The following is a 23,193-nucleotide window of genomic DNA, read 5'->3' as shown; positions in this document are numbered from 1 at the left end:
GAGGAGAAAAAAATGAATACATTATTAGCAACAGTTTTTAGTGGAATGATTACAGATGAGAATGACACACATTATTTTGTTCAAAAAAATGGCTTGACGTTTCGGTTAGCAAAATCAGAAGGTGAGCATGACCTAGGTGATGCGGTAGAGGGTTTTGGTTATGTGAATCAAAAACAAGAGCTAAGCATGACGTCCGTGATTCCTAAAAGTCGTATAGGGCATTATGCGTTTGGAACAGTTACAGGAACGCGTCGGGACTTAGGGGCCTTTGTGGATATCGGTTTACCGGACAAAGATGTGGCAATTTCTTTAGATGAATTGCCGACGATGCGTGAATTATGGCCGAAAACAGGCGATCAATTGATGATTTCTCTAAAAGTTGACGCCAAAGATCGAATTTGGGGAACTTTAGCTGAAGAGAAAATCTTTAATGCGTTGAGTAATCGTGGAAATGAAGAAATGAAGAACCAGAACATTAGTGGGACAGTTTATCGTTTGAAAATCGTTGGTTCATATGTCCTAACAGAAGATTTTTATATCGGATTTATCCATCCTTCAGAACGTTATCAAGAGCCTCGATTGGGTGAAAAAATAACTGGACGAGTGATTGGCGTGCGACCAGATGGCGTCCTCAATCTTTCATTAAAACCACGCGCGCATGAAGCAATTAGCGATGATGCGGCGATGATTTTGACCTTTTTAGAAAGAGCGCCTGAAAATAAAATTCCTTATACAGATAAATCAGCGCCAGAAGAAATTCTTCAAACCTTTGGAATTAGCAAAGGTCAGTTCAAACGAGCAATTGGGAATTTGTTAAAACAACGAAGAATTCAGCAGAAAGATGGCTATACAATACTAAATAAAGATTCTAATTGAGAATCGCTTGCCAAAAACTTAATTCTAACCTATAATTATTTTAATTTATAGGTTGCAATTAAGTTTTTTATTTATAATTATTCTAATTAAGGAGAAGGAAGTCACATGAATCCTATTGCCGCACTGAAGAAAACAAAAGAACAGCTCCATGAATCGGGATTTAAGCTGACTCCTCAAAGAGAAGCTACGGTACTCGTTTTACTTGAAAACGAAAAAGATCACATGTCAGCTGAAGAAATCTATTTTTTAGTGAAAAAGAAAAGTCCAGAGATTGGTCTAGCAACTGTTTATCGAACATTGGAAATTTTAACTGATTTAAAAATTGTTGACAAGGTTAGCTTCAATGACGGGCTTGCACGATACGATTTAAGAAAAGAAGGAGCCAAACATTTCCATCATCACTTGCTCTGTTTAGAATGTGGAAATATTGAGGAAATTGAAGAGGATTTGTTAGGATCTGTTGAACAAATCGTTGAGCAAAGATACCAATTTGCCATAAAAGATCATCGTTTAACATTCCACGGAATTTGTCGAGAATGTCAAATGAAAAAGAAAGAATCAGAAGAGACAATAGAATCAGTAAATAGCTAAAACAAACGCATATGTACGTAAAATAAAACATCTGTATTTCTTAAATAAATTCGGGAGCCACTAAAAAGTGACCCCCGTTTTTGCCAGTTCCACTTGTATAAGACCTATTAGTGGAATGGTATGCGCAGAGCGATAAGGCGAACTGGAACAGTTCGCAGACCTTTAAAACAGCTCTAGCTGCAGTTCTATTGTTACAAAACCATCTAGCAGCCAGTTCCACTTGTATAAGACCTATTAGTGGAATGGTATGCGCGGAGCGATAAGGCGAACAGGAACAGTTCGCAGACCTTTAAAACATCTTTAGCTGCAGTTCTATTGTTACAAGACCATCTAGCAGCCAGTCCCACTGTGCCAGTTCGCAGACCTTTAAAACAGCTCTAGCTGCAGTTCTATTGTTACAAAACCATCTAGTTGCCAGTTCTACTTATACAGGTCTAGGTCTAAACAGCCTTAGCAGCCAGCCTCGCTTGTATAAGACCATCTAGCAAGATAGTAAACATAGACAAATTGAATTAAAACATCCCATTTGCTAACAGAAACATTCCTCTCATAGCACACATTCCATCAACATTTCTGTAAAATTGTAGAACGAATAGACAAGAATCGATAGAAAAAGGTTCGGTTACGGGCGGAAATCTGATTTTTTCCTATCCTTCCTACAAGTTATTTGATATGATAAAGAATGCGAAAGTCAGGTGATTTCTGTGAAAGAGCAAATAATTGAGTATCTTCATTATTTAAATATTGAACGTGGATTGTCCTTAAATACACGTACGAGTTATGAACGCGATTTAACCCAGTATATGAATTTTTTAGAAGAGAATCAGATTTCTTCTTGGCAGGAAGTTGACCGATTCTTAGTGATAAATTTTTTGCAGTCTTTACAAGAGGCAGGAAAATCTTCAGCTACCATTACGCGAATGGTTTCTAGTTTACGTCGCTTTCACCAATTTTTAAGACAAGAAAGACTGACGGATCACGACCCTATGCAACATATTGATTCACCTAAAAAAGCGCAGAAGCTACCAAGTACGTTGAGTTTAGAAGAGGTGGAACGATTAATCGAAACACCAGATACATGCAAACTTTTAGGGATTCGAGATCGTGCGATACTTGAAGTTATGTATGCAACAGGGCTTCGGGTCAGTGAGTTAATTGGTCTAAAACTAGGAAATCTCCATTTATCGATTGGTCTTCTTCAGACTATCGGAAAAGGGGATAAAGAACGAATTATTCCATTAGGAGATTATGCAATTCACTGGATTGAACGGTATTTGGAGGAAGTTCGTCCGACCTTGACGAGAAAAAAACCAAATGAGACGCATTTGTTTGTTAATAATCATGGGAGTGGGTTATCAAGACAAGGAATTTGGAAAAATTTGAAGGCTATTGTCCGAGACGCGGGGATTAATAAAGATGTGACTCCTCATACGTTACGCCATAGTTTTGCGACCCATTTATTGGAAAATGGCGCAGATTTGCGAACAGTGCAAGAACTGTTAGGTCATGCGGATATTTCGACAACACAGATTTATACACATATTACGAAAAAACGGATGACAGATGTCTATAAACAGCATTTTCCAAGGGCGTAAAAAACCGGGTATTTTTAGGAAGAAAGTGGGAGTCATGTGCAAGAGATAAATGTAAAGCTGGATGTTTTTGAAGGGCCGTTAGATTTGTTGCTTCATTTAATTAAAAAGCTTGAAATTGATATTTATGATATCCCAATTTCGGCTGTGACTGAGCAATATATGACCTATATTCATACAATGAAAACCTTAGAATTAGAAGTTGCTGGAGAGTATTTGGTTATGGCAGCGACCTTAATGGCCATCAAAAGTCAAATGCTTTTGCCAAAACAAGAGTTGGAAATTGAGGAAGAAGTGGATGAGGGAGAAGATCCGCGAGATGCTTTAGTAGCACAGCTTTTAGAGTATCGCAAGTTTAAATATGCAGCCGAAGTTCTTTCAGAAAAAGCAGATGAACGAAGTCTGTATTATACAAAGGAACCAATGGATGTTGATGAATACAAGGATCATGATCCGAGGTTACCATTGAATCAACTTAATACGATTGATTTGTTTTTAGCTTTTCATAGCATGCTTGAGAAACGTAAGAAAAACAAAACAGTCGAGACGACGGTTGCTTCAGATGATGTGACGATTGAAGAAAAAATTGAGATGATCAAAAAACAAATAGCCAATTTACCAAAAAATAAGGGCTGTACATTTGATTCATTTTTTACAGGAGAGTCCCGTTCAGAAATTGTAACAACCTTTATGGCTTTGTTAGAATTGATGAAATCAGGAAGTATTAGGGTAGAGCAAGAAGCAAACTATCAGCCTATCATGCTTTACGGAACAGTAGGAGAACAAACAGATGACGAAATTGAGTGAGTTAGAAGCGATACTATTTGTTGTAGGTGAGGAAGGTATCGGCTTAGATGAGCTGAGCTATTTATTGGAAGCTGAAACTTCGCAGGTTTATGAATGGCTCGAAGACTTAGGTGACCGATACGAACAAGATGAAAAATCCGCTTTGAATATTTTAGAAGTCGGCAATCATTTTGTCTTAACTACAAAAAAGAAATTTGCTAAATTATTAAAAAAATATGCGCAGTCACCGATTTCCAATAAGCTCTCTCAAGCGGCTCTTGAAACGTTATCGATTATCGCTTACAAACAACCAATTACACGGATCGAAATTGAAGAAATTCGTGGGGTTCAATCTTCTGGCTCTGTTCAGAAGTTAGTTGCACGTCAATTAATTGAAGATAAAGGTCGAGTTGATGGACCAGGACGAGCTATTCTTTATGGAACGACAGATTATTTTATGGATTATTTTGCATTAAAATCATTAGACGAACTTCCAGATATCCAGTCGATGGAGATGGAGGATGAAGAAGAGTCGATGGATCTATTCTTTGATCGTTATAAAGGAAAAGAACTAGATGCTACTACAGAAAATCAAGATGAAACTGAAGCTGAGCCTGGGATTGAGGCGCAGATACAGATGGATTTAGAAATAGAAGCAGAAACGACAGATGCAACACAAAAAGAGGAGCTTGAATAAATGGAAAGACTACAAAAAGTCATCGCACATGCAGGTGTCACTTCTCGCCGAAAAGCCGAAGAGTATATCGTTGCTGGTCGAGTAAGAGTAAACGGTAAGATTGTTAAAGAGTTGGGAATCAAAGTTAGTAAAGGGGACAAAATTGAAGTAGATGATGTGCCGATTTATCAAGAAGAATACGGCTACTATTTATTGTATAAACCAAAAGGCGTCATCTCAGCTGTTTCAGATGATAAAGAGAGAAAAGTCGTCACCGATTTTTTACCAAGTGTCACGGAACGAATCTATCCAGTTGGTCGGTTAGACTATGATACTTCAGGTTTATTATTGTTAACAAATGATGGCGAATTTTCTCAAAAATTGACACACCCAAGTCATGAAGTTGATAAGGTTTATGTTGCCAAGGTGAAGGGGCTTGCCACCAAACAAATGCTACATCCTTTAACAAGAGGTATTCGAATTGAAGGACGTAAAACAGCACCAGCAAAAGTCGAAGTGATTTCTGTGGATCCGAGAACGGGAACAAGTATTGTTGAATTGACTATTCATGAAGGTCGAAATCATCAAGTGAAAAACATGCTGCAAGCAGTGGGCTTACCGGTTCAAAAATTAAAGAGAGAGCGCTATGGTGAGCTGACATTAAAAGGCTTACGTCCGGGTGACTACCGTGAATTAAACAAAAAAGAAGTCAGTAGCTTATTAAACTTAGCGACAAACAAATCAAATTAATCGTCGCTAGAAAACAAAATGCTTGTTTTTTTTAAAGGGCAGTGTATACTAAATGTGTAACAAAAATAAAATAAAGGTTCGTCTTCAGGGGCAGGGTGAAATTCCCGACCGGTGGTAATAGTCCACGACCCATCTCATTGAGGTGGCTGATTCAGTGAAATTCTGATACCGACAGTACAGTCTGGATAAAGAAGATAGGGCTTATTTGAATTGATATTTTTTTGGCGACTCAAATAACTCTAACTCTATTTTTCCCTGCGAAAAATAGAGTTTTTTTGTTTGTTATTTGTGGTTCGCTCTTAAAAAAGTATTGGTTTGAAGGGTTCGTTGAAGATGTGTCCTTAACCAGGAGGATTTCAAGTGAAGAACAATCATGTACAGAAAATGGTCGCCGTATCAATGTTTGCAGCAATAGGTTTGGTATTACAATTTATCGCATTTCCGATAATACCCGCATTCGATTTTCTGAAAATCGATTTTAGTGATATTCCAATTATGATTAGTATGTTTTTATTCGGTCCAATGGCAGGTGTCACAACAGCTGTTATTCGTTCGGTGTTACATCTACTTCTAACAGGCTTTTCTCTACCCAATATGGTCGGAGATGTCACAAGTATGTTGGCTTCTATAGTATTTACTCTGCCAATGTATTACTTCTTTAATAAGGGAAGTCACAAGATGCGCAATAAAGTGATTGGGACTTTTAGCGGAATTATTACGTTAACATTCTTCATGAGTGTGGCCAATTATTTTGTGATTACCCCAATTTATCTGTATTTGTTCAACCAAACAACAGGTACGTTCTTAGGAATGCCTTTAATGAATTATGTTCTAATCGGTATCGTACCGTTCAATCTAATTAAAGGATTAGTTGTGAGCGCCGTGTTCCTTATCTTACATGCCAAATTACTTCCTTGGTTAGTGAAAAAGCAGAATCAGTTCGCACGACCAACAACAATTACAAAATAAAATGAAATTAGAGATACCATTGAGGTTGGGACAGAAGTGTTTAACTCCGAGAAATAAGAAGGAGTTGCTTCTGTGCCCACCGTTTATTCGGGGAATAGGAGCATGGAGCATAACTTTTTGAGTTATGTCCCATGCTCAATTTTTTTTGAATAGAATAAAAAAGGTCTTAATAAAAAAAATTGCCAAAAAATTCCGTATCTTTTTAATGAGTAGGGCTAGACAAATATTTCTCGTAAGCCTATCATTAAGAAAGAGCGCGTTCTATACGTGCATAAAAACCTTCGCGCAAAAAAGAGATATTTCTGCGCCTTAGTTAAAACTTGGAGGAAAACAAAGATGAGACAATTTGTAAAAAAAGAACATCAAGAAGCGGCGGTTAAGTCAATCAAGGAGTTAATTCGTATTCCATCGATTTTAGATGAGTCGGATTCGGGCGAAGGACATCCGTTTGGAAAAAACGTGGTGGCTGCGTTAGATAAAGTTTTGGAGATTTGCGAGGACCTTGGCTTTAAGACATTTAAGGATCCTGAAGGTTACTATGGATATGCTGAGGTCGGAGAAGGACAAGATCTTTTTGGGGTATTGTGTCATTTAGATGTCGTGCCAGCTGGCGATTTAAAAAACTGGCATTCTGATCCATTTGAACCTATTTTGAATGGGAATAGCCTGATTGGCCGTGGTGTTCAAGATGATAAAGGGCCAACGATTGCGGCGTTGTATGCAGTGAAAGCATTAATGGATGAAGGAGTAGCCTTTACCAAACGTGTGCGATTTATTTTCGGAACAGATGAAGAAAACTTATGGCGTTGTTTAGATAAATATAATGAAAAAGAAGAAGCACTCACTTTGGGGTTTGCACCAGATTCGAAATTCCCTTTAATTTACGCAGAAAAAGGGTTGTTACAAGCGTATTTAGTGGGACCAGGCTCAAAGGAAGTTTCTGTTAATCTTCCTGGCACCATGAATGTGGTACCAGAAACAGCAAGTTATTCAGGAAACCTGTTAGCCGAAGTGAAAGAAAAATTAACAGCATTAGATTTTGACTTCCAAGAAGATGGTGAATCACTGACTGTTATCGGAAAAAGTACGCATTCCAAAGAAGCACCAAAAGGGATTAATGCTATTACCCGTTTATCAATGGTTTTATCAGACCTTGTTGACTTTGCGCCATTGAACTTTTTAGGCAAGCTTGCTCAAGAAAATGCGACTGGCGAAACAGTTGTTGGCAAGATAGAAGATGAACAGTCAGGGCAGTTAACGATGAATTTTGCAAGCTTAACGATTACACCAACAGAGACAAGAATTGGTGTCGATATGCGTATGCCTGTGACTGTTAAAAAAGAGGAGTTAGTCGAAAAACTAACTAAAAAAGCGGCTGATTATGGTCTTAAATATGAAGAGTATGATTTTATTGACTCACTCTATGTACCATTGGATAGTGAACTTGTTCAAAACTTAATGAGCACGTACCGCGATATTACAGGGGATCTGGTTTCAGAACCAATCGTCTCAGGAGGCGCGACCTTTGCACGTACGATGAACCAATGTGTAGCATTCGGCGCCATTCTGCCAAATGTCGCAGGAATGGCTCATCAGCCTAACGAAGCATGGACATTAGAGGATATTAATACCGCGATGAAAATCTATGCGGAAGCGATTTATCGTCTGTGCGTATAAACAAAAAGAGAAGTGTGAGGGCAACCTCACACATTCTCTTTTTTAACACGTAATCTGTTTATTTTTCTAGAAGAATGGCTCGAACAGGACATTTTTTATAGGCTTCAAGGACCGCTAGTTCTTCAGATTTTGGGATAAATTGATGTTTGGAACTAGGTTCTTGGACGAATTGAACAATTCCTTCGTCATCATAATCAAATATATTCGGCGCAATCAGCTCGCAAATTCCACAAGCGATGCAGCGTTCTGGAATGATTTGGCAGTTTTTCATAACAGTCAATCCCATCTTATAAAGGAGTATAGTAAAACATGAATGAGTTAATTCTATCCTTCTTTAAGGAAGGACACAAGATGAAAGGCACAACTTTATATCATTTATTACGTGGAAGAAGAACGAATTCTGTTTTGGTCTACGGTTTTTTTCATGAAATCCTGCCTTTTTTAGGGGCTTTTCCGACCTTAAATGAAGAAGCTTTTTTTGCTGAATTAAAAAAATGCTGTCAAAAGCGTTTGCTTAAAGAACGTGCTGGTGAGTATCAATTGACAGATAAAGGGAGAAAGACGATAGAGAAACAATTAGTAGAATTTCCGGGGATTGATTACTTTTCTTTTGGCAAAACGGGGCAAAAAAATTGGCGCCTGATAAAGTTTGTGGTGCAAGTTATCTCCTATCTTAGTTACGAGGAGAATACATATGTCCCTATCGAAAATAGTCCTTATTATACGCAACACGTGAAGAACTGGTTACGCGGTCAAGAGAAACAGAATATCCCCACTCAATTGAGGGATGAGTTGAGTCAACTTTTGCGAGGCTTAACCAAAAGTCAGTCCGATTTTTTGGCGAACCAGTTTTCAGGTAATCAAGTTAGCGGGGCCGTCGCTTATCAACTCCTGCCTGAAGAAGTTCAACAATTTCCTTATAGTCAGCTATTTGAGGATGAAGCGATTCATTTATTTTTTACGCAGTTGAAACAATATCCTCATTCGAAGCTTTATTTATTGGTGAAGGACGGGTTGAAACAGAATTATAATCAAAGCGCTCGTCAGACGATTCGATTGTTTCTTCAAGGCGCAACAACCGAGCAAGTAATGGCCGTTCGTCATCTGAAAAAAAGTACCATAAATGATCATTTGATTGAATGGGCGATTCTCGATGAGGCGTTCCCCTTTCAGCAGTTTATTCCTAAAGAGATAGATGAGTTTTTAATGGGGGTAGATTGTCCGATACTTGAGTTAGAGTATAGTCAGTTGAATGAACAAAAACCATTAGCCTATGAATGGTTTCGTTTGTTCCAAATTCGAGAGCACAAAAGGAGAAGACAGCTATGAATTTAGAAAAGGCCCTTTTTCAGCATTTTGGTTATTCCAGTTTTCGATTTGGGCAAAAGGAGATTGTCACGAATCTTTTGACAAAACAATCGACAATGGCTGTGTTACCTACAGGGACTGGAAAGAGTCTGTGCTATCAATTGACAGGTTATTTAATGGAAGGACTGGTAGTGGTGGTGTGTCCATTAATTTCTTTGATGGAGGATCAAGTCACTCAGCTACAAAGAAAAGGGGAGAAGCGTGTAATTGCTTTTAATAGCTTACTTAGTAGAGAAGAAAAAGAGCTGGTTCTATCCAATATTTCAAACTATAAGTTTATGTATTTTAGTCCGGAAATGTTATCTCAAAAAGAAGTCGTCCGCGCATTAGCACACGTTGGAGTCTCGTTATTTGTGATTGATGAAGCGCATTGTGTCTCGCAGTGGGGTGTTGATTTTCGACCAGAGTATCGGCAGTTAGGCGAGGTCATACAGCAACTAGATCAACCAATAACCCTTGCTTTAACAGCTACCGCTACCGCACAAGTTAGAGAGGATATCCAAACTGTTCTATTTAAAGATGAGCCAAAACAAGTCATTGAGTCGGTTAATCGTAAAAATATTTCTTTATTTGTGGAACAAACAGAAGATAAGTTGGCCTCGTTGCGTGTGCTTCTTCCACAGATGGTTGGCAGTGGACTGATTTATTGTGCGACAAGAAAACAAGTAGAACAACTTTATCAAGAATTGAAGGGTGAATGTTCGGTTGGTTTTTATCATGGAGGGCTTGAGCCTTCGCAAAGAAAGCAGCTACAACAACAGTTTTTGGAGAATCAGCTGACGATTTTGATTGCTACGAATGCTTTTGGAATGGGGATTGATAAATCGGATATTCGGTTTGTTATCCATTATGATTTGCCAGATAGTATGGAAAACTACGTGCAGGAAATCGGCCGTGCTGGACGTGATCAAAAAGCGAGTCAAGCAATTCTGCTCTATCAAGCGGGGGATGAAAGAATTCATCATTTTTTCAATCAAGTAACCACTGAGGAACGACAAGGATTAGAAATCCATCTAATGAATGAAGAGTTTTCTGATGAATATCTTTCTGAAATTCAGCTGAAATGGTTAGCAGAAATTCGACAAGAAAATAACAAAGAACAAGTCCTTGCACGTATCAAAAATCGCCAAGCTCAAAGGATGGAGCAATTGCAGAAAATGCTTGGCTATATTCAAACATCCAATTGCCGTAGAGACTATCTGTTGAGCTATTTTGACGAGACGCTTACTGATAAGCCAGAGACTTGTTGTGATAGAGATGGCGCCTGTTATTTAATGGGAGATGATGTTGGAAATTCAGTGATAGAACAAGAAGATTTCCGAGTGAGGGATTGGAAAGTCATTTTACTAAGATTATTTAAAGAAAAAAAAACTGACTGATTTTTGGGGACATAGTTTGAAGTCCTGTGGTATAATAGCACACGACAGTAATTAGGAGGTAATTATACAGTGAGTAGAGATAAAAAGAAAAAATCAAAAACAGCAAACGAACCGTGGGAACAATCCATTTACGATACTGAATATGATCAAAACACTTCGCGAAGTGAGCAAAGAAGAGGGAAAAAAGGCAACACGATGTTTTTAACAATGTTAGTGGTTCTTCTTTTCTTGATTGCAGCGATTCCAACAGGCTTTTATATTTGGTGGTTAAACGACAATAAGACCACGCCGAATAAACAGACTGCTACGACTACAACGACAACAGTTATCAGTAAAACAAAAGAATCTTCTTCAACAAGTAGTAACACGGGAGAATCTTCTACAACTGAATCAAGTAGCTCATCATCGACAGCGGATAATGACCAAGGAGATGCTAGTCAAGATACTGACCCAAATGCGGATCCAAACAAGAATCAAAATGATGGTCAAAATACGGATCAGAATGCAGGGAACCAAAACGCAGAGGGTGCAGAGTATACAACTGTACAGGCAGGGGAAGGCCCTCAACAAATCGCTAACCGAACAGGCGTGTCTGTTGAAACGATTTACGAATTGAACGGCATGTCAGCTGAGAACTTTTTCCTATCACCTGGCGATTCTATTCGAATTAAATAGGTTTAATGTAAGGCCGCTTTGGCGGTCTTTTTTACGGAAATGAAGTAGTTGAATATACGAAGTAAAGGATGTCCGCTAGTGAAAAATATTAGTTTAGCAATTGATGGCCCAGCGTCTTCTGGGAAAAGTACGGTTGCAAAAATACTTGCCAAAGAATTCAAATTCATTTACACAGATACAGGAGCAATGTACCGTTCACTTACTTATTTAGCGATTACTCATAATGTTAAGTTTAACGATGAAGCAGGATTGGTTGAGTTAATCAAACAATTTCCTATTTCTTTTAAACAGTCAGAGCAAGGCCAGCTTGTTTTTGTAGAAAAAAAAGATGTAACCCAAGCTATTCGTCAACCAGAAGTGACTAACGCGGTTTCTGAAGTTGCGGCACATGCTAAGGTCAGAAAAGAAATGGTGACTTTACAGCAGAAAATTGCTGAAAAAGGCGGCGTCGTTATGGACGGCAGAGATATTGGCACAGCGGTACTTCCAAATGCTGAAGTCAAAATTTTCTTAGTAGCTAGTGTGAAAGAGCGCGCGGAACGCCGTTACAAAGAAAATTTAGAGAAGGGGATTTCAACCGATTTTGAAACCCTTCAAAAAGAGATTCAACAGCGCGACCACATCGATTCGACCAGAGCTGCTTCTCCACTGACCCAAGCGAAGGATGCTATACGAATTGATACGACTGGCATGTCAATTGAAGAGGTCGTATCGGCCATTCACCAAGTTATTAAAGATAAGGGCTATTCATAGAAAAGATACAGAGAATTTACAATCAATTTGTGAATTTTCTGTATTTTTTTTCAAATATTGTCGGAACTCAGAATTTTTTTAGAAAAAAGATGGAAATCGCTTTATTTTTTTTGAAGTATCGCTTAGAATCAAATTAGTAGTGTAGTTTAGAATCAAATGTTGGTTAGGAGGACATACGTCATGACAGAATTTGATCAAAATCAAGTGGAAAATGGCAATGAATCAATGGAAGCTGCTATCAATAGCGTCCAAGAAGTAAAAGTCGGAGATGTGGTAAAAGGAGAAGTCCTTGCCATTGAAGACAAGCAAGTGATTGTCGGCATTGAAGGTGCCGGTGTTGAAGGAGTAGTCCCTGCAAAGGAACTATCTACTTTGCCTGTAGAAGATATTAACGAAGTAGTGAAAGTTGGCGACATTTTAGATTTAGTCGTTATTACTTCAATCGGAAAAGACAAAGAAAATGGTAGTTATCTACTTTCAAAACGTCGCCTAGATGCGAAAAAAGTCTGGGAAGAAATTGAAGAAGATTTCAAAGCAGGCAAAATTATTGAAGCCCCAGTTACAAATGTTGTAAAAGGTGGTTTAGTCGTTGACGTTGGTGTCCGAGGATTTGTTCCAGCTTCAATGGTTGAAGATCATTTTGTGGCAGATTTCGAAGAGTATAAAGGGAAAACATTGACCTTTAAAATTATCGAGATTGAGCCGTCAGAAAATCGTCTAATCCTTTCTCACAAAGCGGTCGTTGAAGGCGAAAAAGAAGTCAAGAAAAAAGAAGTGTTAGACAACATCCATGATGGTGATGTAGTTGAAGGGAAAGTTGCTCGTTTGACTGACTTCGGTGCATTTATCGACTTGGGCGGCATCGACGGCTTAGTTCACGTTTCTGAGATTTCTCATAAACATGTGGACAAACCAAGTGACGTCTTAAGTGTTGGTGATGAAGTGAAAGTAAAAGTTCTTTCAATTAATCCTGACCAAGAACGCGTTTCATTATCCATCAAAGAAACATTGCCTGGACCTTGGACAGAAATCGAAGAAAAAGCTCCTGTTGGAGAAGTTTTAGATGGCGTTGTTAAGCGTCTAACTAGCTTTGGTGCGTTTGTTGAGATTTTCCCTGGAGTAGAAGGGTTAGTTCACATTTCACAAATTTCTCACAAACATATTGCCACTCCTCATGAAGTCTTAAAAGAAGGCGATGAAGTGAAAGTCAAGGTTCTTGAAGTGACCCCAGCGGAACATCGTGTGGCTTTAAGTATTAAAGCTTTGGAAGAAAAACCTGAATCAGAAGCAGAACCTAAAGAAGTTGAAAGCTATGAGTTACCAGAAGAGTCAACTGGCTTTACTATGGGTGATATTCTAGGTGAAGCTTTAAAAGGTGAAATGACCGATTCAGATTCAGACACAGAAGAATAAAATTTTTTCTGAATTTGGAACCTGATTGTTTAATAGCAAGAATAACTGAGCCCAAATTTTGTGGCTCAGTTTTTTCAATTCTTTCGTTTTAATCGCACTAAATTGATCAATTATACGAGTTTTTACTATTACAAGTGAAAATAATCGATAAACTAAGCTTGCAACTTCCTCGTTCATTCGTTAAACTAAGTAAGATTGAGAACTGTCAAGGAGGACAAAAGAATGGCAAATCCAACTATCGCAATTGTTGGGCGCCCAAACGTCGGAAAATCAACGATATTTAATCGTATTGCTGGCGAGCGCATATCAATTGTTGAAGATACTCCGGGTGTTACAAGAGACCGGATTTATGCAAAAGGCGAATGGTTAGGCCGCGAATTCAGTATTATTGATACTGGAGGAATCGATCTTGGCGATGAACCGTTTATGGAACAGATTAAACACCAAGCAGAGATTGCGATTGAAGAAGCAGATGTAATTATTTTTGTTGGAAGTGGCCGCGAAGGAATTACGGATGCTGATGAGTTAGTTGCTCGAATTTTATATCGTAGTAACAAACCTGTGATACTTGCGGTAAACAAAGTCGATAATCCAGAGATGAGAAATGATATTTATGAGTTCTATTCATTAGGCTTAGGCGATCCATACCCAATATCAGGAAGTCATGGATTAGGGATTGGTGATGTCTTAGACGAAGCAATTAAATATTTCTCAACAGAAGCTGAGGATGAAGATGAAGAGACAATCAAATTTAGTTTGATTGGTCGCCCAAATGTTGGGAAATCTTCATTGATCAATGCTATTTTAGGAGAAGACCGTGTAATTGTTTCAGATATCGAAGGCACGACGAGAGATGCGATTGATACTCGTTTTGTTGATGAAGAAGGGCAAAAATTCTTAATGATTGATACAGCTGGTATGAGAAAACGCGGGAAAGTCTATGAAAATACAGAAAAATATAGTGTGATGCGTGCGATGCGTGCCATTGACCGCTCAGACGTCGTTTTAATGGTGCTGAATGCAGATGAAGGTATCAGAGAGCAAGATAAGCGCGTGGCTGGTTATGCGCATGAGGCAGGACGTGGTGTGATTATCGTGGTGAACAAGTGGGATCTGGTAGAAAAAGAAACCAACACACTTCGCGACTTTGAACTAGAAGTCAGAGAAGAGTTTCGCTACTTAGATTATGCCCCAATTATTTTTGTTTCTGCAGTGACAAAACAACGCTTAAACAAACTTCCTGATATGATTAAAGAAGTCAGCGTGAACCAAAATCAACGAATTTCTTCTGCTTTACTGAACGATGTGATAATGGATGCGGTAGCGATTAATCCGACACCGACTGACAAAGGGAAACGTTTGAAGATTTTTTATGCGACTCAAGTAGCCGTAAAACCGCCTACTTTTGTTATTTTTGTTAATGAAGAGGAGCTTATGCACTTTTCTTATGAACGGTTCTTAGAAAACCAAATTCGAAAAGCATTCACATTTGAAGGGACGCCAATTCGAATTATTCCACGTCGCAGAAAATAGGCATTTTACCATACTGGTAGTGTTTTTACAAAGAAATTTTCAGAAATGGAATAAAATATAAAAAAAAACCAAAAAACTTGTTAAAAACTCGCAAAAACCTTGCTATTACAATGTTCTTATGATATCTTGATTAAAGAATATTGAAACAAATCAATATTTCTCATTTATTCTTGGACCACTCAAGAATATCTGAATTAGATGTTTTTTACATCAAATCTCTTTTTGAGGAGGTGAATCCATTCCATGGCAAACAAAGCAGAATTAATCGAAAAAGTTGCATCAGCTACTGATTTAACTAAAAAAGACGCAACTGCAGCTGTAGACGCTGTATTCTCAACAATTCAAGAAGCTTTAGCTAACGGTGAAAAAGTTCAATTGATCGGTTTTGGTAACTTCGAAGTACGTGAACGTGCGGCTCGTAAAGGACGCAATCCACAAACTGGTGCTGAAATTGAAATCCCAGCTAGCAAAGTACCTGCATTCAAACCAGGTAAAGCTCTTAAAGACGCAGTTAAATAATACGTCTAATAAAACGCTTATGGCTCTAGGGCTATAAGCGTTTTTTTTTTGCTCTTCGTTGAATAGTGTTGGTGATGGACAAATCGGATTAAATCATCATTTTTATTGATATATGATGTTATTTTTTAGATAATTAGTAACCTACTGGAGTTGGGATAACCCCTTTGATAAAAACTATCTGAGCATTCAATAATAGGTGAAAGAGGCTGGGACACAACTTTATAAGTGATGATGTCTCAGCTTCTCATTATCCGAATAAACGGTGGGTACAGAAGTAACTCCATCTTCACTCCGCCCCATCAATTTCTAAAGGTGGAACACCTTAAGAATTGATGGACTGCGTTCCGCTCTCAACAACTTCTACGCATGAGACATGCTAGAGTTGAAGGTCTTCACTCCGTAAAACCACTTCGATCTCATCAATCTCTAAAGGTGGAACACCTTAAGAATTGAAGGACATTGTTCCGCTCTCAACAACTTCTACGCATGAGACATGCTAGAGTTGAAGGTCTTCACTCCGTAAAACCACTTCGATCTCATCAATCTCTAAAGGTGGAACACCTTAAGAATTGAAGGACGTTGTTCCGCTCTCAACAACTTCTACGCATGAGACATGCTAGAGTTGAAGGTTCTTATTGCTGTAAAACACAACGAAGCATGAGTTGATGTTGCACAGTACCTAATCGGTGCTGTAAAACACAACGAAGCATGAGTTGATGTTGCACAGTACCTACCCGGTTCTCGGAGTGAAACACTTCTGTTCCATCCTTTTTTTTGATACAAAGGATAAAAATTTCCAATTTTGCTAAGCTTTTACAGGTGATTTCTTATATAAATGAGAAAATTAATGGTAGAATGAAAGAGAAGGGGCGATGATGATGGAGCGAATCTATAGGAAAAATAGGTATCAGTGTCGTGTGGTTTATGGCGAAATGTTTGCAACACAACTAAAACATGAAGCATATAAAGAAAAACATGTGGTCATCGTCACCAATCAGCGTTACTATGATCGTTTTTCCCAGAAATTATTACAGCTGTTTTCGGGTTACACTGAAGTCGATTGGTATATTTGTACCAATAGCGCGCATTGTAATAATTTGGATGAGCTAACAGGCTTATTAAATTATGCGGCAAGATTTCCTCAAGAAGCAGAGTATTTGTTTGTGGCATTTGGAAACGAAGGGGTCATGAAGTTAACTGGGTTCTTCCAAAAAGTTACAGTTTTAAATGGGGAGTTATGGTGTTTGCCTGTGTCGATTCGGTCATTGGCTAAAGCTTTAACTGTCTCGAATCCGATTGAGAAGGCTAATTATCGTGCAGTGATGGAATTGCCAGGGTTGGCTACACAAATTGTGTTTGATCAAACGTTAACGAATAGTCAATCAGACGGCAAAATGGTGGATTTACTCTGGTTCCTTCAATGTGGGATTGTTTGCGATCATGAGTTTCTGAAATTATTGTATAAGAATTACCCCAATCAAAAAAAGCTGATGAGTCAGTCGTTTAATGGCTTGATTGATTCGCTACTTAATTATTACGAAGAAGATAGTGAGTCAATTGAAACGTATGGACAGCTGTTTGAACAAGCTTTTTACCAGATTCCTTCTGGGCATTTATTGTCGGATCATATGAAACGTTTACTAGGGGTTTTGCTTCATCTAAAGTGGAATGATGAGATTGCCTCGCTTAATTTTAATTATAGGAATTTTCTTGTGTGGTTGGATTATTTAGGGTTTCCAATTGCTCTACCAGAGGAACTACTGATTAGTACCTATGTGGAACAAGTACTTCGATTAGGGAAAAAAAGCAAAAAGATAGTGGTTTTGGAAAAAATCGGTATAATAAAAGAACACCAGATACCGACTGAAAAAGAGTTATTAAAAACTTTAGAGTCCTATCAAAATATTGTGCACAAGATAAAAGGAGAGTCACATGAAAACATATAGTGAAAAAATGTTAGCTGCATTAGCTAACGAAGATTTAGCTGAAGCGCAATTGATGCTTGTTGAAGCACTAAAAAATGATGACGGAGATGTTTTAGTCGAATTAGGTGAAGAATTATTGTCATTAGGTTTTTTAGAAGAAGCCAAAGAAATTTTTGAGAAGTTACTGTTGGCGTATCCTGAGTCGGATGGTTTAAATATTCCGCTAGCCGAAATCGCGATTGAAAATAACCAGATAGATGAAGCATTCGAGTATTTGGAACGAGTGGATAAGGCGAGTGATAGCTATCCACAAAGTTTGTTAGTGACAGCTGATTTGTATCAAGTACTGGATATCCCTGAAGTAAGTGAAGCCAAATTAAAAGAAGCCGCTGAGATATTGCCAGATGAGCCTTTGATTCAGTTTGCTTTGGCAGAGCTGTATTTTTCCACGAATCGTTTTATTGAAGCGATTGAGTTATACAAAATTCTATTGAATAGTGATATTTCAGAGGGGCTATCTATTTCGATTGAAGAACGAATTGGTTCGGCCTATAGTATGGTGGGTGAATTTGAAGAGGCGGTGAGTCATTTGGAGACAGCTTTAGATGAAGAACAAACCGATGATCGTCTGTTCCAGTTAGCCTTCACCTATATTCAATTGAAAGAAAATGAGAAGGCCATTTACTATTTGCAACAGTTACGTGTTTTAAATCCGCAATATCAGTCGCTTTATCTATATTTAGCAGAGGCTCTACAAGAAGAGGAATTGCTTGAAGAGGCAAGTGAAGTGATTGCAGAAGGACTCAAAGAAAACCCTTATCAGGTGGAATTGTATCATTTCGCTTCTGAGAATGCCTTTCGTTTGCATGATGTGTTGGGCGCTGAAGAGTATTTGTTAAAAGCTTTGGAGTTAGGTGAGAAACAAGATGAAACCTTGTTGACGTTAAGCAATCTGTATTTGACGGAGGAGCGTTTCCAAGAAGTAATCGATACATTGGAAAAAATGGAAGAAAAAGACCACCCATACGCTGCCTGGAATCTAGCGCATGCCTATAACCAACTAGAAGAATTTTCATTGGCTGCTGTGTACTATGAGCAAGCTTTCCAAGAATTACAACATGAAGCTGAATTCTTAAAAGAGTATGGTTTCTTCTTAAGAGAAGAAGGCAAAGTGCAATTAGCAAAAGAACTATTAACACATTATTTACATCATGAACCAGGAGATTTGGAAGTACAGTCTGTCCTTGATGATTTAGAGAGATAGGTGAAAAATATGTTTATTGATGTTCAACAAAAAAAGAAGTTTTTGAATTGGTTTGTTAATCACGGTACGTTTAACCGTCGTGAAGTGTTGTGGATTTTGAATTATCTTGCGAATCATGATGCGATATTAAACAATGTGCATTTTGTTGAAGCCGCAAATAAAACAAAGAGGGGTCTACAAATTCGGGATGTCAATCAAGAAGGGGAGCCTATTGAGTTATATATTGATGGGCAATCTTTTACTGATAGCGATCAAGCGTTTCATGAAATCAGGTTGAATTGGAAAGAGCCGTTGTATTTGGAATGTCTATTTGATGAGGCATGGCAAACCAGTGAATTTTTATCGATTATAGAGGATAATCCTTTTGCCAAATGGAATGAACGGGTTGACCCTGAGCTTGTGGAAGAGCTTGATGAATTTTTTGAAGAAGAACAACGACAAGCCAAGTTGAGTCTACTTTATAGTCAGATTGATCTTGCATTAGAAAAAGGTGATGAAGAGGTTTTCTTGGAATTGTCTGATGAAGTCAACCAATTGATGCTTTTATCCACGGAACAATCATTACAGTCAAACCAATAAAAAGGGTGGGACAACAGTGTTTCACTCCGAGAACCAAAGTAGGGACTGTGCATATCAACTCATGCTTCGTTGTGTTTTACAGCACCGGAGACCTTCAACTCTAGCATGTGATCTGCGTAGAAGTTGTTGAGAGCGGAATCCTTCAATTCTTAAGGTGTTTCACCTTTAGAGATTGATGAGATCGGAGTCCTTCAATTCTTAAGGTGTTCCGCCTTTAGAGATTGATGAGATCGGAGTCCTTCAATTCTTAAGGTGTTTCACCTTTAGAGATTGATGAGATCGGAGTGGCTTTTGTACCTATCGTTTCTCCAGCCTTTTTGAAGGAAATAAATCGCCAACTATTAGCTATATGTCAGATTTTTAGACAATTAGAGCTAGTAGCTGGCGTTTTTTCTTTTTATTGGATTTTGAAATGGCTTAAGTTTTGTTTTTTGCTCGTTTTAGAAAGCTTGATTGAGGTTTGAGATACGTAAATCCTTCTCCTTCAACTTCGTGTACATTTAAGACGGAGATAAAGGCAGTTGTATCAAACTCATGGACAATTCGTTTGATTTCAGAAATCTCTCTTGCGCTGACAACGATATAGATAATCCGTTTTTCTGCGCCAGAAAATCCACCTTCTCCTTGTAAAAAGGTAACGCCACGTTCGAGTGTGGTCATGAGGATGGGGGCGATTTCTTCACTGTGATTTGAGACGATTAATAGTCCTTTTGCAGAGTAACCACCATCTAGTATGGAATCAATCACCCGGCTAAAGACATAGGAAACGATGAGTGTGTACATCATTCGTTGTAAGTCAATGTAAGTTAAAGAAAGAAGAAGTACGAGGACATCTAAGGCAAACAGAGAACGCCCCATCGAGATGCCGTGATTTTTTTCTAGAATCCGAGCGACAATATCGCTTCCTCCAGTAGTTCCACCGACTTTGTAGACTAAGCCACTGCCAATGCCGGCCAAAAGACCTGCGAGTAAGGAGACTATTAAAAGGTCATGTTGTAGATTGATTTCTACGGGGATTCGTTGCCAAATATATAAAAAGGCCGATAAAGAAAATGTTCCAATAATGGTATAAACCAACGAACGTCGGCCTAAAATCTTCCCACCGATGATGATTAAGGGAATATTAATGAGTAAGGTTGAGTAAGCGGGATCAAATTTGAATAAGGCATATAATATCAGTGTAATCCCGGACACGCCACCTTCTGCTAAGTGATTGGCGATATTTAAGTTGACCAAACCAAACGCGTAGATACTTGTGCCAATCAAAATTAAGGGAATATCTTTAAAAAACATTTTGCGATTCAAACTGAAACACCAACTTTCTGTTAAGGTAGAAAAATGTTGTAAAACAAGTGATGAGTAGTGACTCTGAAAAAAACAGACCAAAAGCCAACTGAAGTTTTGTCTAGGCTCTCCAAGTACCAATTTATCACGAATTCTTGATTTTAACAATGAGAAGCCAACTGCGATTATTCTAGGAATTATTCTGAGAATTTGTTAAGATAATGAATAAGAGAAATGAATGAGGTGACTTAAGTGGATAACAAGCAGACACGAACATTAGCGTCTATGCAAAAAGAAGTAGATGAATACATTCAACAGTTTAAAGCAGGGTACTTTTCACCACTTTCTCAGATGGCCCGCTTAACTGAAGAGGTCGGGGAGTTAGCCCGTGAAGTGAATCATTATTATGGTGAGAAACCAAAGAAAATGACAGAAAAAGAGAATACCGTAGCAGAAGAGTTGGGCGATGTTTTATTTGTTACGATGGTTATGGCCAATTCTTTAGCTATTGATTTGACGGAAGTGTATGAAAAAAATATGGCAAAGTTTAACCAGCGAGATAAGTTTCGTTTTGAAAGAAAGGATGGGAAAACACATGATTAAAATTGTTGTCGCAGGATTTAATGGAAGAATGGGGAGCACGGCTACCAAGATGGTTTTAGCAAATGAAACGTTTGAATTAGTGGGTGTGTTAGATCCATTAGAACAAAAGAAAAATCTAAGTGAGTTTCCAGAATATGCGCAAGTCGATGTGCCGATATTTACAGATAAAGAGACACTGTTATCAAGTCAACCGGATGTTTGGATTGATTTTACTATGCCAGAGTTTGCTCTTGAGCATACACAGTTTGCCCTAGAGAATCGAATTTGTCCAGTGGTTGGAACGACTGGGTTTTCAGAAGCAGATATCTCATTTTTAACCAATTTGTCAAAAGAAAAAAAGACAGGAGGTTTGATTGCTCCTAATTTTGCGATTGGCGCGGTTTTGATGATGGAGTTTTCTAAAAAAGCGGCAAAGTTTTTCCCAGATGTTGAAATTATTGAGCTGCATCATGATAATAAATTGGATGCACCGAGTGGGACGGCTATCAAAACGGCTGAAATGATTAGTCAAGTAAGAGAACCAAAAAAACAAGGGCATCTAGATGAAGTGGAAACATTACAAGGGGCGCGTGGGGCTGATTATGATGGCATGCGTATTCATAGCGTTCGTTTGCCAGGTCTAATTGCCCACCAACAAGTTCAATTTGGCGGCATCGGTGAAGGATTAACAATTCGTCATGATTCCTATGATAGAAGCTCATTTATGGGTGGTGTAGCGCTTGGTTGTAAGGAAGTCATGGAAAGAAATGAGCTTGTGTACGGGTTGGAAAATTTACTATGAAATTGACGACTTTACCAGAGGAATTTATTCAGGCAATTCCTGTCATAAAAAAAATTGAAGAGGCAGGGTTTGAGGCGTATTTTGTTGGAGGTAGCGTTCGCGATGTGTTGCTTAATCACCCAATCCATGACGTTGATATCGCAACAAGTGCTTTTCCAGCTGAGATAAAAGCGCTCTTTGCTCGAACCATTGATGTTGGTATTGAACATGGAACTGTGCTCGTTCTAACAGAAGAGAGTCAGTATGAGATTACGACGTTTCGAACGGAGTCGACCTATCAAGATTTTCGCCGGCCAGACAAGGTTCAATTCGTACGTTCATTAGAAGAAGATTTAAAGCGTCGCGATTTTACCATCAATGCGTTGGCGTTACGTGAGAACGGGGAGATTGTTGACTTGTTTGACGGCTTATCTGATTTGGAAAATCGGACATTGCGAGCAGTCGGTAATCCTCATGAGCGGTTTCATGAGGATGCCTTACGGATGATGCGTGGTCTGCGGTTTGTGAGTCAATTAGGCTTTGAGCTTGAATTCAATACCTTAACTGCGATTAAAGAAAATCATACGTTATTGGAGAAAATTTCTATAGAAAGAATTCATATTGAATTTATTAAATTATTACTTGGCGATTATCGCAATTCAAGTATTCGCGCTTTTTTTGAGACGGAATGTTATCAGTATTGCCCAGGATTTAGAGCGATGGGTGAGGCCTTGCTGAAATTTTCTGAGTTACCTGAACAACCGATTCCTACAGAGAGCCAGGCTTGGGCGTTATTACTGGATACGTTTGAAACTCCTGCAAAAGAGGTAGCTAGTTTCTTAAAAAAATGGAAATGTTCGAATCAAACGATTCAAGAAACACAACAGCTTCTTTGGGGATTATCTAAGAGAAAGGCTGCTTGGTGGGATAAAATGACGGTCTATGAACTTGGGTTAGACAAAAGTTTGGCTGTGGAAGAATTACTTATCTATTATGGACAAGAAGCACGAATGGCTGAGACAAAAGAATTGAGTGACAATCTATCTATCCATTCGTTAAGTGAGCTTGAGGTTAACGGCAATGAGTTGATGCAATTTTTGGATAAAAGTCCAGGGAAATGGCTCAGCCAGACAATCCGAGCCTGTGAGATGGCGGTTGTGAACGGTGAGCTTCTTAATGACAAGCAAGTTCTATTAACCTACGCAAAAGAACAATTATAAG

General features: G+C 38.5%; 23 protein-coding genes and 1 riboswitch. Of the genes, 21 read left to right on the top strand and 2 right to left on the bottom strand.

Translation table 11 applies throughout. The features are described from left to right. Positions 1-12 precede the first annotated feature (12 nt). From IGI37_RS09445 to IGI37_RS09410, 8 genes are all read left to right on the top strand, one after another. Positions 13-876 (top strand): CvfB family protein, encoded by an 864-nt coding sequence (locus IGI37_RS09445; protein ID WP_438761448.1) that lies wholly within the window; start codon positions 13-15, stop codon positions 874-876. 105 nt (positions 877-981) lie between these two features. Further along, a complete protein-coding gene (gene fur, locus IGI37_RS09440; RefSeq protein ID WP_438761447.1) occupies positions 982-1,467 on the top strand; it encodes a ferric iron uptake transcriptional regulator in 486 nt (161 codons plus the stop codon). Between the two features lie 704 nt (positions 1,468-2,171). Continuing rightward, positions 2,172-3,062: a site-specific tyrosine recombinase XerD gene (gene xerD, locus IGI37_RS09435; protein ID WP_438761445.1), complete on the top strand. Its 891-nt coding sequence runs from the start codon at positions 2,172-2,174 to the stop codon at positions 3,060-3,062. 36 nt (positions 3,063-3,098) lie between these two features. Next, positions 3,099-3,866 carry a segregation/condensation protein A gene (locus IGI37_RS09430; protein ID WP_438761443.1) on the top strand — a complete coding sequence of 256 codons (768 nt, stop codon included), beginning with the start codon at positions 3,099-3,101 and terminating at the stop codon, positions 3,864-3,866. After that, positions 3,850-4,542 carry an SMC-Scp complex subunit ScpB gene (gene scpB, locus IGI37_RS09425; RefSeq protein WP_438761442.1) on the top strand — a complete coding sequence of 231 codons (693 nt, stop codon included), beginning with the start codon at positions 3,850-3,852 and terminating at the stop codon, positions 4,540-4,542. Before IGI37_RS09430 ends, scpB begins: the two co-directional genes overlap by 17 nt. After that, positions 4,543-5,271 carry a pseudouridine synthase gene (locus IGI37_RS09420; RefSeq protein WP_438761440.1) on the top strand — a complete coding sequence of 243 codons (729 nt, stop codon included), beginning with the start codon at positions 4,543-4,545 and terminating at the stop codon, positions 5,269-5,271. It begins immediately after the preceding gene. A gap of 76 nt (positions 5,272-5,347) precedes the next feature. Continuing rightward, a riboswitch (FMN riboswitch) is annotated at positions 5,348-5,471 on the top strand. A 160-nt stretch (positions 5,472-5,631) separates the two neighbouring features. Next, positions 5,632-6,240, top strand: coding sequence for an ECF transporter S component (locus tag IGI37_RS09415; RefSeq protein WP_438761439.1), 609 nt, complete (start codon positions 5,632-5,634; stop codon positions 6,238-6,240). Positions 6,241-6,576: 336 nt separating this feature from the next. Next, entirely contained in the window at positions 6,577-7,917 is a 1,341-nt protein-coding gene (locus IGI37_RS09410) for a M20 family metallopeptidase (protein ID WP_438761437.1), read from the top strand. 58 nt (positions 7,918-7,975) lie between these two features. On the opposite strand, the gene IGI37_RS09405 is transcribed toward IGI37_RS09410, so the two are convergent. Beyond that, positions 7,976-8,188, bottom strand: a complete 213-nt coding sequence (locus IGI37_RS09405; RefSeq protein ID WP_438761436.1) for a ferredoxin — start codon at positions 8,186-8,188, stop codon at positions 7,976-7,978. 38 nt (positions 8,189-8,226) lie between these two features. Between IGI37_RS09405 and IGI37_RS09400 the strand changes: the two genes are divergently transcribed. From IGI37_RS09400 to IGI37_RS09355, 10 genes are all read left to right on the top strand, one after another. Continuing rightward, positions 8,227-9,246 (top strand): helix-turn-helix domain-containing protein, encoded by a 1,020-nt coding sequence (locus IGI37_RS09400; RefSeq protein ID WP_438761435.1) that lies wholly within the window; start codon positions 8,227-8,229, stop codon positions 9,244-9,246. Next, on the top strand, positions 9,243-10,664 hold the full coding sequence (locus IGI37_RS09395) for a RecQ family ATP-dependent DNA helicase (protein WP_438761434.1): 1,422 nt from the start codon (positions 9,243-9,245) through the stop codon (positions 10,662-10,664). Before IGI37_RS09400 ends, IGI37_RS09395 begins: the two co-directional genes overlap by 4 nt. Before the next feature lie 69 nt (positions 10,665-10,733). Then, positions 10,734-11,339: an SAG1386/EF1546 family surface-associated protein gene (locus IGI37_RS09390; RefSeq protein ID WP_438761432.1), complete on the top strand. Its 606-nt coding sequence runs from the start codon at positions 10,734-10,736 to the stop codon at positions 11,337-11,339. Between the two features lie 78 nt (positions 11,340-11,417). Next, positions 11,418-12,092 carry a (d)CMP kinase gene (gene cmk / locus IGI37_RS09385; protein ID WP_438761430.1) on the top strand — a complete coding sequence of 225 codons (675 nt, stop codon included), beginning with the start codon at positions 11,418-11,420 and terminating at the stop codon, positions 12,090-12,092. A gap of 180 nt (positions 12,093-12,272) precedes the next feature. Continuing rightward, the gene (gene rpsA, locus IGI37_RS09380; protein WP_438761429.1) at positions 12,273-13,505 is read left to right on the top strand and encodes a 30S ribosomal protein S1; all 1,233 of its coding nucleotides are present in this window, start codon (positions 12,273-12,275) and stop codon (positions 13,503-13,505) included. Between the two features lie 222 nt (positions 13,506-13,727). Continuing rightward, positions 13,728-15,038, top strand: a complete 1,311-nt coding sequence (gene der, locus IGI37_RS09375; RefSeq protein WP_438761427.1) for a ribosome biogenesis GTPase Der — start codon at positions 13,728-13,730, stop codon at positions 15,036-15,038. 243 nt (positions 15,039-15,281) lie between these two features. Beyond that, positions 15,282-15,557 (top strand): HU family DNA-binding protein, encoded by a 276-nt coding sequence (locus tag IGI37_RS09370; RefSeq protein ID WP_010768713.1) that lies wholly within the window; start codon positions 15,282-15,284, stop codon positions 15,555-15,557. Positions 15,558-16,429: 872 nt separating this feature from the next. Then, the gene (locus tag IGI37_RS09365; RefSeq protein ID WP_438761426.1) at positions 16,430-17,503 is read left to right on the top strand and encodes a hypothetical protein; all 1,074 of its coding nucleotides are present in this window, start codon (positions 16,430-16,432) and stop codon (positions 17,501-17,503) included. After that, on the top strand, positions 17,490-18,746 hold the full coding sequence (locus IGI37_RS09360) for a tetratricopeptide repeat protein (RefSeq protein ID WP_438761424.1): 1,257 nt from the start codon (positions 17,490-17,492) through the stop codon (positions 18,744-18,746). The genes IGI37_RS09365 and IGI37_RS09360 overlap by 14 nt, the downstream gene beginning before the upstream one ends. 9 nt (positions 18,747-18,755) lie before the next feature. Continuing rightward, the gene (locus tag IGI37_RS09355) at positions 18,756-19,325 is read left to right on the top strand and encodes a YpiB family protein (protein WP_438763624.1); all 570 of its coding nucleotides are present in this window, start codon (positions 18,756-18,758) and stop codon (positions 19,323-19,325) included. A gap of 417 nt (positions 19,326-19,742) precedes the next feature. Here IGI37_RS09355 and IGI37_RS09350 read toward each other — a convergent pair whose 3' ends face one another. Next, positions 19,743-20,618: a YitT family protein gene (locus tag IGI37_RS09350; RefSeq protein ID WP_438763623.1), complete on the bottom strand. Its 876-nt coding sequence runs from the start codon at positions 20,616-20,618 to the stop codon at positions 19,743-19,745. Positions 20,619-20,861: 243 nt separating this feature from the next. Here IGI37_RS09350 and IGI37_RS09345 point away from each other — a divergent pair, with 243 nt between their 5' ends. Genes IGI37_RS09345 through IGI37_RS09335 form a run of 3 tightly spaced genes read left to right on the top strand, consistent with a single transcriptional unit; the run spans position 20,862 to position 23,192 of the window. Continuing rightward, on the top strand, positions 20,862-21,212 hold the full coding sequence (locus IGI37_RS09345; RefSeq protein ID WP_438761423.1) for a nucleotide pyrophosphohydrolase: 351 nt from the start codon (positions 20,862-20,864) through the stop codon (positions 21,210-21,212). Further along, positions 21,205-21,993, top strand: coding sequence for a 4-hydroxy-tetrahydrodipicolinate reductase (gene dapB, locus IGI37_RS09340; RefSeq protein ID WP_438761421.1), 789 nt, complete (start codon positions 21,205-21,207; stop codon positions 21,991-21,993). The genes IGI37_RS09345 and dapB overlap by 8 nt, the downstream gene beginning before the upstream one ends. Then, positions 21,990-23,192, top strand: coding sequence for a CCA tRNA nucleotidyltransferase (locus IGI37_RS09335; RefSeq protein ID WP_438761420.1), 1,203 nt, complete (start codon positions 21,990-21,992; stop codon positions 23,190-23,192). Before dapB ends, IGI37_RS09335 begins: the two co-directional genes overlap by 4 nt. Position 23,193: the final 1 nt, after the last annotated feature.

Source organism: Enterococcus sp. AZ194, from assembly GCF_051713825.1.
GTDB lineage: Bacteria > Bacillota > Bacilli > Lactobacillales > Enterococcaceae > Enterococcus_K.
Note: the sequence above shows the minus strand (reverse complement) of the source record. Positions and strands in the feature narration are given on the sequence as shown.